This window comes from Ectobacillus ponti, from assembly GCF_024294785.1.
GTDB lineage: Bacteria > Bacillota > Bacilli > Bacillales > Bacillaceae_G > Ectobacillus > Ectobacillus ponti.
In genome coordinates this window covers 17,345-32,647 of the sequence record NZ_JANCLT010000023.1, presented here as the reverse complement: position 1 = coordinate 32,647, position 15,303 = coordinate 17,345, and the positions used below count along the sequence as shown (strand labels likewise).

Annotated in this window: 17 protein-coding genes; 13 read left to right on the top strand and 4 right to left on the bottom strand. The window is 51.0% G+C overall.

Annotation, left to right across the window (positions count from 1 at the left end; all coding sequences use genetic code 11):
• Positions 1–827 precede the first annotated feature (827 nt).
• From NK662_RS22605 to NK662_RS22585, 5 genes are all read left to right on the top strand, one after another.
• Positions 828–1,730 (top strand): fumarylacetoacetate hydrolase family protein, encoded by a 903-nt coding sequence (locus tag NK662_RS22605; RefSeq protein ID WP_254761241.1) that lies wholly within the window; start codon positions 828–830, stop codon positions 1,728–1,730.
• Positions 1,731–2,037: 307 nt separating this feature from the next.
• Positions 2,038–2,676 (top strand): nitroreductase family protein, encoded by a 639-nt coding sequence (locus NK662_RS22600; RefSeq protein WP_254761240.1) that lies wholly within the window; start codon positions 2,038–2,040, stop codon positions 2,674–2,676.
• A 17-nt stretch (positions 2,677–2,693) separates the two neighbouring features.
• On the top strand, positions 2,694–2,990 hold the full coding sequence (locus NK662_RS22595; RefSeq protein ID WP_254761239.1) for a putative quinol monooxygenase: 297 nt from the start codon (positions 2,694–2,696) through the stop codon (positions 2,988–2,990).
• Between the two features lie 149 nt (positions 2,991–3,139).
• Positions 3,140–4,126: a glycosyltransferase family 4 protein gene (locus tag NK662_RS22590; RefSeq protein ID WP_254761238.1), complete on the top strand. Its 987-nt coding sequence runs from the start codon at positions 3,140–3,142 to the stop codon at positions 4,124–4,126.
• A gap of 66 nt (positions 4,127–4,192) precedes the next feature.
• Entirely contained in the window at positions 4,193–4,984 is a 792-nt protein-coding gene (locus NK662_RS22585) for a PhzF family phenazine biosynthesis protein (RefSeq protein WP_254761237.1), read from the top strand.
• 36 nt (positions 4,985–5,020) lie between these two features.
• On the opposite strand, the gene NK662_RS22580 is transcribed toward NK662_RS22585, so the two are convergent.
• Complete coding sequence (locus NK662_RS22580; RefSeq protein WP_254761236.1) at positions 5,021–5,443, bottom strand: Hsp20/alpha crystallin family protein; 423 nt, start codon at positions 5,441–5,443, stop codon at positions 5,021–5,023.
• Between the two features lie 195 nt (positions 5,444–5,638).
• On the opposite strand from NK662_RS22580, the gene NK662_RS22575 reads away from it, so the two are divergent.
• Positions 5,639–7,015, top strand: a complete 1,377-nt coding sequence (locus tag NK662_RS22575) for an MFS transporter (protein WP_254761235.1) — start codon at positions 5,639–5,641, stop codon at positions 7,013–7,015.
• 28 nt (positions 7,016–7,043) lie between these two features.
• Here NK662_RS22575 and NK662_RS22570 read toward each other — a convergent pair whose 3' ends face one another.
• Positions 7,044–7,688, bottom strand: a complete 645-nt coding sequence (locus NK662_RS22570; RefSeq protein WP_254761234.1) for a hypothetical protein — start codon at positions 7,686–7,688, stop codon at positions 7,044–7,046.
• Positions 7,689–7,924: 236 nt separating this feature from the next.
• On the opposite strand from NK662_RS22570, the gene NK662_RS22565 reads away from it, so the two are divergent.
• Genes NK662_RS22565 through NK662_RS22535 form a run of 7 tightly spaced genes read left to right on the top strand, consistent with a single transcriptional unit; the run spans position 7,925 to position 12,893 of the window.
• Complete coding sequence (locus tag NK662_RS22565) at positions 7,925–8,548, top strand: copper amine oxidase N-terminal domain-containing protein (RefSeq protein ID WP_254761233.1); 624 nt, start codon at positions 7,925–7,927, stop codon at positions 8,546–8,548.
• On the top strand, positions 8,538–8,837 hold the full coding sequence (locus NK662_RS22560; protein WP_254761232.1) for a hypothetical protein: 300 nt from the start codon (positions 8,538–8,540) through the stop codon (positions 8,835–8,837). Before NK662_RS22565 ends, NK662_RS22560 begins: the two co-directional genes overlap by 11 nt.
• A gap of 1 nt (position 8,838) precedes the next feature.
• Positions 8,839–9,756: an FAD:protein FMN transferase gene (locus tag NK662_RS22555; protein ID WP_254761231.1), complete on the top strand. Its 918-nt coding sequence runs from the start codon at positions 8,839–8,841 to the stop codon at positions 9,754–9,756.
• A 3-nt stretch (positions 9,757–9,759) separates the two neighbouring features.
• On the top strand, positions 9,760–10,299 hold the full coding sequence (locus NK662_RS22550) for a ferric reductase-like transmembrane domain-containing protein (protein ID WP_254761230.1): 540 nt from the start codon (positions 9,760–9,762) through the stop codon (positions 10,297–10,299).
• A 38-nt stretch (positions 10,300–10,337) separates the two neighbouring features.
• The gene (locus NK662_RS22545; RefSeq protein WP_254761229.1) at positions 10,338–11,012 is read left to right on the top strand and encodes a response regulator transcription factor; all 675 of its coding nucleotides are present in this window, start codon (positions 10,338–10,340) and stop codon (positions 11,010–11,012) included.
• Positions 10,993–12,330 (top strand): sensor histidine kinase, encoded by a 1,338-nt coding sequence (locus NK662_RS22540; RefSeq protein WP_254761228.1) that lies wholly within the window; start codon positions 10,993–10,995, stop codon positions 12,328–12,330. The genes NK662_RS22545 and NK662_RS22540 overlap by 20 nt, the downstream gene beginning before the upstream one ends.
• Positions 12,327–12,893 (top strand): hypothetical protein, encoded by a 567-nt coding sequence (locus tag NK662_RS22535; RefSeq protein WP_254761227.1) that lies wholly within the window; start codon positions 12,327–12,329, stop codon positions 12,891–12,893. Before NK662_RS22540 ends, NK662_RS22535 begins: the two co-directional genes overlap by 4 nt.
• Before the next feature lie 72 nt (positions 12,894–12,965).
• Here the strand turns inward: NK662_RS22535 and NK662_RS22530 are convergent, their stop codons facing one another.
• Positions 12,966–14,165, bottom strand: a complete 1,200-nt coding sequence (locus tag NK662_RS22530; protein ID WP_254761226.1) for an iron-containing alcohol dehydrogenase — start codon at positions 14,163–14,165, stop codon at positions 12,966–12,968.
• A 160-nt stretch (positions 14,166–14,325) separates the two neighbouring features.
• On the bottom strand, positions 14,326–15,303 hold the full coding sequence (locus tag NK662_RS22525; protein WP_254761225.1) for a ring-cleaving dioxygenase: 978 nt from the start codon (positions 15,301–15,303) through the stop codon (positions 14,326–14,328).

Sequence of the window (15,303 nt, the reverse complement as noted above, 5' to 3'; positions counted from 1 at the left end):
GAGCCCGGTTCAATACCGGTCTCATGCCCAAGAGGCTGCCTGACACGCCCGTGTCTAACTTTTGGGGGCCAGTTCAATCATGGCTGGTCTTTTTTCGTGTGGTAATGTGATGGAACAATCCCCTCAAAACATGAAACAATTCCTGCCGGGGGCTCGTTCTGTTCCCGCAATCTATTCCGACAGGGGGAGACTTTTTGCCGGAAAATGCAGGGGCAGGACATCACGAGGCAACAGCAATCCCTCCTGCCATTGCAGAAGGGATTTTCTTTTGTCAGGAGGAGACTTTTTGCTTATCAAAGTGACATCTCTTTCATGATGAATTACTAAGCTACACTATTTACCATATAAATATGATAAAATATTGCTATGAAAAAGCAATTCAATTTTGAGAGGGGAACAAGGCATGTAAGCTGCCATGATGCCGCGGAATATTGCAGCAAGAGAGTGGCATGCAAATCATTCGACACTTGAGAATAGCAAGAAGGGAAAAGAAGGGCAGAGGGGGAATTTTCAATTGTTTCATAAGCCCCCACCTCAAGGAGCGTTAGCGAGTAGGTGGTGGGTCAGTTGACGCTCTGCGGCAGTTACTTGTTTCTACATAGCAGGAGATTGTAAAAGGGGATGGCAGCCACCTTCTAAGGCTATGCTCATGCTGGGACCTCACAGCGTGAGCATTTGGTTGAGCCAGGTCTGTAAAAGCAATGCCATTTCGTTTACAGGCCTGTATGCGTTTGGTAAAAGGAAAGCACAGGGAGCTGAAAGAATCTTATAAATACGGGCAAGCTCTCTGGTGACCGGCATGAAAATAAAAAAGGGGGACACACGAAATGAAGTTGCTGCATATTGTTAAAGGGGAAGAAATCAGGCTGGCTTTGTCAACGGAATATGGAGTGTTAGACGTGGTACAAGCAGGAGCAGCGTATCAGATGCCTGTAGCAGGTACACTGAAGCAGCTGATTGTACAAGGTGAAAAGGGCCTGCAGACCATTGAAAGCATCCTTCATAAGGCTGTCCGTGATAATCCTGACTTCTTTGAGCAAGAGGAAACAGTAGTGTATGGGCCAAGTGTGGACAATCCGGAGAAAATCATTTGCATCGGCTTAAACTACATCAATCATGCTGCGGAATCAAAAATGGCTGTTCCAAAGGAGCCCATCGTGTTCAGTAAGTTCAGCAATGCGTTGGCAGCGCACAATCAGCCGATTGTCTTGCCTGACCTTGCGGTAAAATATGATTATGAGGCGGAACTCGTCATCATTATTGGGAAAGAGGCATACAAAGTGTCAGAGGAGGCGGCGCATGAGTATATCTTTGGCTACACTGTGGGCAACGATTTGTCAGCGAGAGATTTGCAGTTCAAAAGCGGCCAATGGCTCATCGGAAAGACATTGGATGGCTTTGCGCCCGTTGGACCTTACGTTGTTCCTGCAAATGCTGTTGTTGATCCTCATAACCTTGTCATTGCATGTCAAGTGAACGGGGAAACAAGACAAAAAGCAAATACAAAGGATATGATTTTCAACTGCCATACGATTATCAGTTATTTGTCTCAATATATGACATTAAAGCCGGGTGATATCATTTTCTCAGGCACCCCTGATGGTGTGATTTTAGGGTATCCGGAAGACCGGCAGATGTGGCTTACTGCTGAGGACCATGTGACAGTGACGATCGAGGGCATTGGCACACTGTCCAATACGTTAATTGCTGCCGCTTGTCCTGTAAAATAAGTAAAAAAGTCTCTTGGTTCACATTCTGTGGCTGAGGGATTTTTTTGTTACTATGGTATGTCAGCAATACACTTCATTCATTAAATGGTGCAACTTTTCCAAAAGTCAATCTGCTTCGATGGGAACCATATCGGAAATCAAATTGAAGATTTAGACATTTTCTCTTCCAAGCTGTATCAGTTTACATCTACAAGAAAGAAGAGTATCGTTACAAAGCGTGAATGCTTTGGACTGTCTGTATAAGGTGTGAGAAGCAGAGAACCCTACATAGCAAGGGAATCATGTAATGAAAAGGAGAAATACAACTATGAGTACTGCACAGGTGACAAATGATTTCAATCAGATTGTAAAGGGCCGGCGTTCCATAAAGAATTATGATCCGTCCGTAAAAATCAGCCGTGAAGAAATGGAACAAATTCTTTCCTTGGCTACACTTGCGCCGTCGTCTGTTAATATGCAGCCGTGGCGGTTTCTTGTCATTGAAAGTCCGGAGGCAAAAGCAAAGCTTGCGCCGCTTGCGAAGTTTAACCAAACGCAGGTAGCAACCTCTTCTGCTGTTATTGCCGTATTTGGCGACTTGGAAAATTTCGAGAATGCTGAGGAGATTTACGGTGCAGCAGTGGAAAAAGGATTCATGCCTGTAGAGGTAAAAGAACGGATTCTTTCCTCCTTCTCCGGATATTTCCATACTGTTTCACGGGAGGATATGAAGGACGTTGTGTTGATTGACGGAGGCCTTGTGTCCATGCAGCTGATGCTTGCTGCCCGTTCCTACGGATATGACACAAATCCAATTGGCGGATACGACAAGGATCAAATAGCGGAAGCCTTTGGATTGGATAAAGACCGTTATGTTCCCGTTATGCTCATCTCCATCGGGAAGGCGGCAGATGAGGGATATCCGTCTGTGCGTCTTCCAATTGACAAAGTTACATTTTGGAAGTAATGGAAGGAGAGTGTACGATGATTATTATTCATGCCACACTCCGTGTTGATGTTACTCAGCAGGAAGTGTTTTTGAAAGAGGCTGAACAGCTGGTGGCGGCCTCAAGAGCAGAGAAGGGAAATCTCTCTTACCGTCTGCAAAAGGATGTGGAGCAGGAGAATGTGTTCACCATGGTGGAGGTATGGGAGGATTTGAAGGCAGTGGCTGCCCATAACGTAAGCGGGCACTTCACGGCGTTTACAGCCAAGGCGAGGGAATTCCTCGCAGCGCCGTTAGAAGTGCAGGCATTTGAGGGGCAACCCTTACAGCTATAATTGCGGTTTTCCATCCTTTCCGAGAAGGAGTGCCTTGCAGGTTTGCAGGCACTTTTCTTCTGGACTGGAAAAGCTGCAGCCAGCTTACTTGCTCTTCCTGCATAACTGTAATATGATGGCACCAACAACAATTGATAAGGTGACAAGTCATGCATATTTTATTTTTTACACCATACTTTAATCAGCCAAGGGGCAATTCTACCACCATCAAGCGCCTCGTCCACTTTCTGCAGCTGCAGCAAGCCAATATATCTGTGATTCCCTATCTGGAGCAGGATAATTGGCATATGCCGGAGGCGGACCTTATCCATGTGCTGCATGCCACCCGCTTCATACAGTGGGCCAGGGAGCATGACGTGAAGCTGGACCGGCCGTATCTTGTAACAATGGGCGGCACAGATATCAATGTTGATTTACAAAAAGGGATCCATCCGGATGTATTTACATTTTTGGAGCAGGCGCACGCGATCACGGTGTTTACCGAGGATGCTCTGGAAAAAGTGCAGCGGCTGCGGCCGGAATGGGGTGGGAAAACAATCGTTATTCCGCAGGGGGTGTGGCTGCCGTGGCAAACAAAGCCGCTGCCGGAGCAGCTTGTACCGCGAATCCTGTTGCCGGCCGGTTTGCGTTCGGTGAAGGATGTGTTGCACACGCTGCCGGCAATGGATGAGCTGGTTCATACATATCCAAACCTGCAGTTCACGATTCTTGGCAGCAACTTAGATCAGAATGTGTATGAGCAAGTGCAGACTGCCACCGCAACCCGTTGGTGGCTGCGCTACGCCGGAGTTGTGCCACTGGAGACGATGAAGCTCTGGTACGAGCAGGCAGATGTTGTGTTAAACACTTCCCGTTCAGAAGGGCAGTCACTCGCTCTTATGGAAGCAATGGCGGCCGGCCGGCCGGTGATTGCCCGCAGGAATGATGCGAATGTGCAACTCGTTCAGCATAGTGAAACTGGCTGGCTCTATGGGACAATGGAAGAGTTTATGGAAGCCATGCATGAGGTTGTACAGAATCCGTTCCAGCGCCGGCAGGTTATCCAACGTGCAAGGGAGTGGGTGCTGGATCATGCGTCGCCGGAGCGGGAAGCGGATGCTTATTTCGTGCTCTACCGGCAGATTTTAGAGAAATAGGTACGGTGGATGCAGGATATGCTGCCATTTTGGCAGAATATTGTATGCTGGAGAAAGGAAGTGTATATGTTGACAACCATCTATGTAGTGGATGCATTTACAAATCAGCCTTTTACCGGAAATCCGGCAGGTGTGTGCGTGCTGCCGGGCCCGGCGGAGGAACAGTGGATGCAGCATGTGGCAGCTGAAATGAACTTATCAGAAACAGCCTTCTTGTATCCGCAGGAGGACGGCTACTCGCTGCGTTGGTTTACCCCGACAACGGAGGTAGACTTATGCGGACATGCCACACTGTCCAGCGCACATATTTTATGGGAGCGGGGGCATTGCAGCCCGGAGCATTCCATTCAGTTTCATACGAAAAGCGGCCTGTTAACAGCCTCCAGACAGGGAAATTGGATTGAACTGGACTTCCCTGCCGAAAAACCGGAAGAAGTGCATGCCTATCCAGAGCAGCTGATTGCTGCGTTAGATGTGCAACCGCTCTATGTAGGACAAAACCGTCTGGATTATGTCATAGAGGTAGAGTCCGAGCAGACAGTGAGGGAGCTGAATCCGAATTATTCGGTGCTGGAGCAGGTAACAGCGCGGGGCATTCTTGTTACAAGCCGTTCTTCAGGCAAGTATGATTTCGTGTCCCGCTGCTTTTTCCCGGCTGTCGGCATTCCGGAGGATCCGGTGACAGGCTCGGCACATTGCGGGTTGGCACCGTATTGGCAGACGAAGCTTGGCAAGGATCATTTTTCTGCCTATCAGGCTTCAAAACGGGGCGGGGAGCTGCAGCTGGAAGTGCGGGGAGACAGAGTTTTAATTTTGGGACAAGCGTTGACAACGCTGAAAAGCGAGCTGTTGTACTAAAAGAGGCTGACCTCAGCGGGTCAGCCTCCTGTCTTTCTATTCAACTGGAATCCAACGGCGGTTTGGGTCGGCCATTCCTTTTTTGTCAAGCGTAACAGTCAGGATACCGTCCTTCACTGCCGCTTTTGCTGTGTCAAGATTCACATCAGCCGGCAGCGGAATCATTCGCTGCACCTTGCCGTACTGCCGTTCGCGGCGGCGGTAGGCAGCCTCCTGTTCTTCCATCTCATGCTTCCGTTCCGCCACAATCATGATGGACCGATCATCCAATTGGATTTGGATGTCTTCCTTCAAAAATCCCGGCAGTTCAGCTTCCACTACAATTTCCTTGTCGGTTTCCTTCACATCCACCTGAAACATGTTTCGGGTGATGGCTGGGAACCACGGTTCACGGAAGAAGGAATCAAAGAGGTCGTGTGTGTCCCCAACAGGCTTCAGCAGTAAATCCCGAATAGCCATTTGAAATCCCTCCTTATACTGATTTACAAGTCTATTATAGCTCTCCTTGCTCCATTTACCATATCATGCAAGCCGCTTTCAAAAAACCTTCATAATGCTTTGGCGAATTTTTGTCCGGCAATGTATCGCGGCGGGACAGACTGGGCATGAATGGACAGGCACGCCCGTATACTAGAAGGGGCGGTGAATGCAAGGATGAAAAAACAAAGCTTTCAGCGAAACAAGCCATTTGGCATGAGAGATCAGATTGGGTATATGATGGGAGACATCGGAAATGACTTTTTCTTTATGCTGGTGGCTTCCTTCTTGATGGTATATTACACGGATGTGCTTCGTATTTCAGCTGCCGCAGCCGGAGCGATTTTCTTTGTTGCCCGTCTTTGGGATGCGGCTGCAGACGTGACGTGGGGACGTTTTCTTGATGTAAGAAAGCCGGGGCCGGGCGGGAAATTCCGCCCGTGGATTTTGCGGATGGCAATGCCATTAGTCATTTCCGGGGTATTCTTATTTGTGAAGCTTCCTGGCCGATCAGAGGAATTCTATCTGGGATATGCCTTTTTGACATATTTGATTTGGGGCACGCTCTACAGTACAGTCAATATCCCGTACGGTTCTATGGCCTCCGTCATTACGGACCAGCCGGCAGAGCGTGCAACACTGTCTGTTTATCGGACGATGGGTGCCACGCTGTCCGCGTTCCTTATAACGGCTGTTGGCCCGCTCGTCTTATTTGTAGACAATGCGGCAGATGCCCGGCGCTTCACGGCGGCAGCGATTGTATGCGCGGTTCTGTCCCTGGCAAGCTACACAGCCTGCTATTTTCTTTCCACTGAGCGTGTTGCACCCATTGCATCCAAGCAGCCTGCAAGCTTTAAGAGCACGTTGCAGGGCGTGGCGAAAAATAGGCCGCTGCTCAGCCTCCTGGCTGCATCGCTTTTGTTCATGCTGTGCTCGCTGTTGCTTGGGGCAGTGAACGTCTATTTGTTTAAGGATTATTTTCACAATGCAAGGGTGCTGAGTGTTCTTGGGCTCCTGCAGACGGTCATTCTCCTATTTGCAATTCCGGTCGCAGAGCCGCTGGTCAGGCGCTTTGGCAAGAAGGAGACAGCCGCCGCAGGGCTGCTGCTGGCTGCCGGTGTATATATGCTGCTGTACACGCTGCCGCATTTGACTGCAGCACAGTTTTTAAGCCTGTTAGCGTTCGGCATGCTTGGAAGCGCGTTTTTTCAACTCATGGTGTGGGCTTTTGTAACAGATGCAATTGACTATCAGGAGTATATAAGCGGGCTGCGGGAAGAAGGGACTGTGTATGCCATTTATTCCTTCTCCCGCAAGGTCGGCCAGGCGCTTGCCGGCGGGCTGGGGGGCTATGCGATTGCCGCGGCCGGATACAGGGCGGGGGCGGAGCGGCAGACAGAGACGGTGCTTGAAGGAATCCGGACTTTGGCCACGCTGGTGCCTGCACTTATTTTTTTGTTCATTTTTCTCATCCTCGTATTCTTGTATCCGCTGGGCAGGGAGCACTTAAAGCGGCTTGCAGAAGATTTACAAAAGCAAAGGAAGCATTTGTGAAGCAGTGCTTCCTTTGCCTTCAACGGGATCAGCGAGGCGAAAATCCGCCGCCAAGATGCACCGTGTAAGGATAAAATTGCTTGCATATGCAGTTCTTCTCCACCGTCAGCTTATGCACCAGGCATATGTTGCCTTCCCCTAAATTCAAGCATTTGTCACAACGCTTATACATGCCCCAGGCAATATGAATTCCTTTTTGCTGCCGCAATGTATGGAGAGAGGGCTCATGCTTGGAGGCCGGCTGCTCCTTTTTGGGAAGAAGGTCCTCGTGCAGCACCGCCGGCAAATCCTTTTGCGGCTTCATAGGCCGCTGTGGCAAAGGCCGCAGTATCTTAATATATACTGTGCCAATGCTTACTTCCAGCTTTCCTTGCCATACCCCCTCAATTTTTGTAAGGGGAACGTGAAAGAAGGGCAGACTGTAGCCACTGTTATTCTTCTGAAAATAGAAATCCGTGTCAGTTGTCCCTCTTACTGTTTGCTTACAATCTCGTAAAGTATCCAACAGCACTTCTGCCTGTATACGCATCCCTGCCTGTATGTGCGAGAATTGCAGCCGTTTTCTTTTCCCTTCCTGCTGAAATTCATTTGCATGAATACTGTGTATGCCCATAGCACAAAAGCCATTTCTCCTCTTATCCCGATATACCTTACAGAAGCCGACAGTCGTCATTATGTTGTCTCCTTTTGCAAGCCTTTACTGTTATTATATATGAACTGCCCGTGCAAAAGGGATAGAGAAATGATATAGAAAGAGATTATACAAATCCTAATGAAAAACCGGCAGAAAAGAGACTTCAGTTATTCAATTTCTTTGTGTATTTGCAAATTCCCCCTGTATTTTCATCTTATTTTCAGATTTCCTGACTACGATAGAGCTAGAATTTCAAAACGAAGGAGGCAAATAAAATGAAAAAGAAGCTGGCCGTCACAGCGGTCATCCTGCTCTCTGCTGTCTCATACTCCCCATCGCAGCTATGGGCAAACAGTGATAAGTACGAGGAGCGGGAGCATGGAGAAGAGCACGAGGAAGAGTATGAGAATGAGGATGAATACGAGGAGGAGCGGCAGGAAATGCCTGCTCCGGCACCGTCCCGTGCAGAGTACTGGTATCAATGGTCACGTTCAGCTGCTGCGCCCCAGAGCGTAGAGACTCTTCCGATTTCGCAAAATGGTCCCTTTGGAATTCAGGAGGCAGGGAAGGAACGAGTAGTGTTGCCTGTCATTCCGAGAGAAGGGCAGCTGTTCGTGCCAATTCAGGAAATGAGCGCCTATCTGCAGGCGCAAGCGACTCTGTACCCCAATTCAGGAATTGTAGAAGTGAAGAAGGGAACCCGGATGTTTGTTGTCCGCAGCGGTTCCAAAGTGATCTATGAAAATGGCAGAAAAACACCGATGCCGGCTGCGGTGTTTGAGCAGGACGGCAAGCTGTATATCCCGCTCGCTGTTCTGGCAAATACCCTTGGCTTCACCATTGCGCCGTCAGTCGGGCAGGAGACAATTCAGGTAAGGGGGGAGCAGGTTGAAGCGTAATACTTTGACAAAATGGGTTGTCGGATTGGGAAGTGTAGCGGGCTTTACCTTGTTTGCCCAGTATCTGAACAATGGACAGGAGGCAGCCGGCCAAGACATACAGACAGCTCCTGCGGCTGAACTGGCAGTACAGCCGGCAAGTCCTGCGGAACGGGAGCAGCAGCTGCTGAAGCTGGATTGGAATGAAGGGCAATGGGAGGTCACGCAATCCAATGAAACAATCGTGGCGGCACCGCGGATGCAGGCTTCTTCCAAGCCGGCTGCGAAATACCGCTCAAGGAGGTCATAGCTTGGAGTGTGTACTGCACGTGAAAGGGATGGGAACAGATATTGAAGTGATGGCAGAAGGAACCGAAAACAGCGGGTGGATGCCGCGGGCAAAGGAATGGCTGCAGGAGTTTGAACAGCGCTGCTCCCGGTTTTCCGAAGAAAGTGATTTGACAAGGCTGAATCGCCAGCCGCTCCATACGCTTATAAAGCTTCATCCCATTCTGTTTCAGGTGCTGCAGCAGGCATATCGGTACAGCACCGCAACTGGATTTCTCTACCATCCCTTTGTCGGCGCCAGAATGCGGGAGCTGGGGTATGACGTCTCCTTTGAAAAGATGAAAGCAAGGCGTGGGAAAGAACTCTCACGTTTTCAAAAGGTGAATCCCCGCAGCTTGATTTTCTTTCCGGAAATGGAGGCAGTCATGAAGACAGAGGAAATGGACATGGACTTGGGCGGAATAGGAAAAGGGTGGAGCGCTGACCAGGTTGCCGGACTGATGCAGAAGGAGGGAGTGTCTTCAGGTGTCGTAAATATAGGGGGAGACATGAGGGCTTGGGGTGAGGAGAGATGGATCGGGATTGCCTCCCCATGGCAGGAGGATGAAGACATTGTTCATATGACGCTGCTGTCAGGGGCCATCGCGACTTCCAATAAGGTGTACCGCAGCTGGAAACTCGGGGAACAGACGGTGCATCATATTCTGCACGGATATACCGGAATGCCTGCAGAGTCCGATGTGCAGCAGGCTACCGTGCTGGCACGCACAGCCGCCGAGGCTGACGTATTGGCAAAGATTCTGTGCATGATGCCCGCTGCCGAAGGGCCCGCCTGGCTGAAGCGGTATTTTCCGAACGCTGCCTGTGTACTGGTGCGGGAGGATGGCAAGCTGGTGATGAGTGCATCCATCCGACATTTTACTAAAAGATTGGAGTTTTAAAGCATGTGGCCAATATGGATTCTGATCCGGTCTGCCGGACTGACTGCGTATCTCTTGTTATTTCTGTCTGTTCTCTTTGGGTTGTTGGGGTCCATGCAGGGATGTCCGGTGAAATGGCGGCCCGTTCTGCAAATTGCGCATCAAACGGCTGGTTGGCTTGCCTTTCTAATCGGTCTCCTCCATGGTATGCTGTTGCATTTTGATACGTATCAGCCATTTCGCTGGACTGAAATTTTCATTCCGTTTGCAGCGTCCTACAAAAAGGTGCCTTCTGCGCTCGGAACGGTAACCGGCGGTTTGCTTTTCATCGTTCTGGTCACAACAGACATGAGAAAGCGGCTGAGCCGGAAGCTTTGGAAAGTGCTGCACCTGCTGTCGCTGCCAGCCTGCCTTCTCGGGGGGCTGCATGGCATATGGATTGGAACTGACACCGGCAAGCCGCTCATTCTCGCATTCTATGCTTCCACGCTATCCATTCTCTTCGTTCTGCTGGTTTTGCGTTTCATGGCCAACCAGCCAGCCAAGAAAACACGGAAGGTATAGAAAATATTGTATAATGGAGAAAAAAGCGGGTGATCGGGATGTATGTATTGCTGGCTGAGGATGATGTTCGTCTTGGCAAGCTTATGGTGCATATGCTGAAAAAGGAAAGGCATAGTGTGGATTGGGTGCGGGATGGCCGGGAAGCAGTCCAGTACAGTGAAATATCAGAGTATGACTGCATCATTTTAGACTGGCTGCTGCCATCCTTAAGCGGGCCGGATGTATGCCGCAAACTGCGGCAGCGGGGATTTCAGCGCGGCATTCTTATGCTGACGGCAAAGGACAGTCTAACCGATCGGATTCACGGATTGGATGAAGGGGCAGATGACTATATGACGAAGCCCTTCGAGTTTCAGGAGCTGTTTGCGAGAATGCGGGCATTGGAGAGACGCATGGATAAGCAGCTTGTAAAGGAAGATCTCTTACAGACCGGAGTGCTGACGCTGAATCTGCTGCACCATACGGTGGAAGCCAACGGCAAGGAGGTTCCGCTTACCGTGAAGGAGTACCAGCTGCTGGAGCTGTTTATGAGAAATCCTTCACAAGTGCTGCCGCGGGATTTAATTGAGCAGCGTATCTGGGGAGTGGATGCTGAGGTAAGCAGCAATAATGTGGATGCGCTGATGAAGCTGCTGCGCAAGAAACTGGAAGGGCATTGCCGCATCCGCAGTGTCCGCGGGGTGGGGTATAAGCTTGAAGCATCCGCTCTTTGATTCGACTCGCAGGAAACTGACTTTGTTGTATACGGGCTTTATCTTTATTTTCCTGCTTGCATTTATCCTCACCTGTTATTTTCTGCTGCTTTCCTTGGTGACAAGAGAACAGCGGTCACAGGTGCAGCTGATGGCGGAAAGCGAACTGTCAGACCATCAGCATGATCTGTTGAAATGGTACAGCAAAAGCGGGACAGGGCAGAGGGAACCGAAACGGAGCAGTTTGGAGTACAGGCCGGATTTGCGCAGCTTTTACTATGTAGTGGCTGGCGATGGTACCCTCTTGGACGGAGATGAAGCTTTGCCGGACGCGAGAACCTCCATCCTGCGGGCAATCCGGGGCTGGAGACCGGCGGCAGGCGATATCCAATACGAAACAGTCCGTATTTCCGATGATGCAGAGGTCCGGCTGCTGCTGGCGGGACGTTCTGTGTATCAGGAAGGAACGTACATCGGCACTGTATACACGGGAACGAACGTGACAGAGCAAATGCGTGTGGTTCACGTGCTGCTGCTTGTTCTGGGAGGTTTGGCTGTTGTATTCCTCGGTGTGTCCGCCGGGCTTGGCTATTGGATGGCCGGACGGGCGATGGGGCCGATTGATCAGGCTTTTTTGCGGCAAAAGGAATTTTTGTCAGATGCCTCCCATGAGCTGCGAACACCGCTCAGCATTCTGCAGGCGTCTGTGGAGGTGATAGAGGCGGAAGACCGGGATCAGCTGTCTCCGTTTTCCCAGCAGGTGCTGGCAGATATGAAGGATGAAATGAGGCGGATGGGCCGGCTGGTGGGCGATCTGCTGTTTCTGGCCCGTTCGGATGAAAATAAGCTGCATTTGGAGAAGCGATGGTTTCTGCTGCAGCCGCTGGCTGAGCAGATCGTCCGCCAGTTTCATCCATTGGCGGAGCAATCGCAGGTTACCCTGCAGCTTCGTATAGCGGAGAATGTACAGGTGTATGGCGATGCGGAGCGGGTGGCGCAGCTGCTTCATATCCTGCTGGACAATGCGATTCGTTATAATGTGCCCGGTGGTTCTGTCACAGTGACAGCTGCCAAAAACAAACAAACTTGCGAGATGCAGGTGGCAGATACAGGGGTTGGCATGACGGGAGAAGAGAGGGCCAAAATTTTTGAGCGGTTTTACCGGGCTGACGGGGCAAGGTCCCGGGAACAGGGGAGCAATGGCATCGGTTTGGCCGTTGCAGATTGGATTGTTGCAAGCCACAAGGGAACGGTTGAAGTGGAGAGCACCCCTGGAATGGGAAGTACTTTTACAGTAAGGCTGCCATGCCAGGCGGCTGTCAGGGAGGAATATTCATGAAAAATTGTCTGTTTCTGTCCATCATATTGGTCGGTATGCTGTTCGTTTCTGCCGCTTCCTTACAAACCGCTTTTGCGGAGCGGGGGGAAGAGTATGAGCATCAGGACGAGGCGCGGGGAGGAGAGGAGAACGAGGCGCGGGGAGGAGAGGAGAACGAGGCGTTTGAAGAAACGGGAAAATCCATTGGCTGGGGCACGGCAGCCGCCATGGCCGGCGCAGCCGTCCTGTTTCCGCTGCGGAGGTCGTCCAAGCGGCTGCTGCAGCGCTTCCCGCGCCATAAGGCACAAATCGTCTTCCTGCTGAAGCGGGCTGGATCTTGGCATATCGCAATGGGCGTAGCGGCACTTTTGTTCGGTGCCGGCCATGGTGTGCTGATGTACATAGGAGAAGGGGAATTGGAAGCGAGAGATTGGATTGGAGTGGGGGCTGTGGGCTTCATGGCTGTTGGGGCTATCGCCGGAGGGCAGTTGGCACGCAAGAAAGCACAGGGACTGCGGTTTGTCCATATGGGACTTCTCCTGGCGGCTTCAGCCGGCGCACTGCTGCATATCGCATTATCCTAGACGGTGAAACTGGGAAGAACCAGGCCGGTATTTGTTGACCGGCCTGGTTTTTATGAAGAAGAATGCACATTCCTATTGCTTAATTTTGCTGTACATATCCATCATGTCTCGTTTGTTCATAATTTCAGGTACCGGATATAGTGGATTGGCCTCTTTGAGGGCGCGCTTTGCCATCAGGGGAATATCAGGATCCTGAATGCAGCTTGCCTTTTCGGGAATGTCCAAATCCCGATTGAACTTCCGGATGGCTGCAATGAACTTTTCTGCCTTTTGTGCAGTCGTGTCAGCAGGAGACGTGATGTGAACCAAATCAGCCAGCTCAGCCAATGACTGATGCGCGCTCTCCCCGTAGTAGTCCAGCACATAAGGAAGGATCATGGCATTGGCAAGCCCGTGCGGCATGCCGTAAAAACCACCGAGTGTATGGGCAATGGCATGGACATAGCCGACGAATGCCCGGGTGAAGGCGACGCCTGCCAGATAGGAGGCACGCTGCATATTCGCCCGTGCCGTAAGGTTTTCCCCGTTCTCGTAGGCATGGTGCAGGTTTTCAAAAATCAGCTGCACCGCTTCCCGGCAGCATTGCCGTGTCTCTTCCGTATTGCTTCTGCCGATATAGGCTTCCACTGCGTGCGTCAAGGCATCCATGCCGGTTGCAGCTGTGATGTGCGGCGGCAGCTTCACTGTCAGCAGCGGGTCGAGCACAGCATAGGGCGGGATCAGCACAAAATCATTTATCGCATATTTTTCATGTGTGTCACTGTTGGAAATGACAGCTGCCACGGTTGCCTCGCTGCCGGTTCCGGCCGTTGTCGGAACCGCAAACAAAGGAGGAATCTTTCTCCTGATTTTGAACTCTCCCCGCAAATCCGGGATGCTTTTGTCCGGCCGTGCCACGCGGGCACCGACTCCTTTGGCGCAGTCCATCGGCGAACCGCCGCCAAATGCGATGATGCCGGAGCACTGTTTGTCCTGATACAGCTGCAGGGCTTCCTCAATGTTTTGAATCGTCGGGTTTGGATGGGTGCCGTCATATACGGTGAAGGAGATGCCCCGTTCTGTAAGGTCCGCCAATAGACCGTCCAGCAGACCCAGACGGGAAATGCCCTTATCCGTTACAAGTAAAACGCTGGTAATCCCTGTGTCCTCAACCAGCTTCGGCAGCAGGGACAAGCTGCCTTCCCCCTCGAGCAGTTCGGGCCTGCGCCATGGCATGAAACGGGAGACACCCCTGAAAATGGCTTGATGTGTGCGGCAGTACAGCTTATACATGTAAGACTCTCCCTTCAGCGGTGATCTGTATGCAAATCATATCCGTATCGTATATGATTCTGTATCTGGAAATAGAAACCCTCTTATCAAGGGAAGCAGAGGTTCTGCCCGAAACAGAAAAAGGAGCTGATCTGCATCGATGCAAATCAGCTCCTTCTCATCATTCCTTCACAAATTCCTTCGTGCTCCGCACGGTATCGATTGGCCGTACAAGACGTTCGATCTCGGTGCGCTTCGGCTCCAGAAACGGAGGCAGGGATAGCTTTTCTCCCAGTGTTTCGTAAGGCTCATCGCCCATGAAGCCCGGTCCATCTGTCGCAAACTCAAACAGAATCTGCGGTGCCAGACGCGCATACAGCGAACCGAAGAAATAGCGGTCCACAAAGCCGGAGGTCTGAAAGCCAAAGCCTTCGATATGCTGCTGCCATGCCTGCAGCTCACGCCGGTCCTCTACGCGGAAGGCAGCATGGTGTACCGTGCCGAAGCCTTGGCGCGCCGGCGGAAGAATAACGTTGTGCTCGGCGATGACTTGAGCGCCATTGCCGCCTTCGCCCACTTCAAACAAATAGAAGGCGCCTTCCTGCGCAATCTGCCGGAAATGCAGCACCTTCTCCAGCATTTCCTTGAAGTAGTCGATATTGGCCACCCGGACAAACAACGGTCCAAGGCCTGTAATGGCATACTCCAGCGGAATCGGCCCCTTCTGCCAAGGTAATCCGGAAGCGACGCCCTCATTGCCTTCATCAGAAATGAGCTGGTAGTGCTGGTCATCAAAGTCCACGAAGGAAAGAGTCTGGCGGCCGAATTGCTCCTGAATGCCGGTATGCTTGACCTGCAGGCGGTCAAAACGGTTGACCCAGTACGTCAGTGCCGCGTTGCTCGGCACCCGGAAGGACGTTTTATAAATTTCATTTGTGCCGTGAACTCCTTTTGGAATGCCGGGGAAATCGAAAAACGTCATATCTGTTCCCGGACTGCCGGTATCATCCGCAAAAAAGAGGTGATAGGTTTGAATGTCATCCTGATTGACAGTTTTCTTTACGAGCCGCATCCCCAAGGTGTAGGTGAAGAACTCATAATTCTTTTCAGCGCTGCTTGTAATGGCGGTCACATGGTGGATGCCCTTTAATTGGTTCAT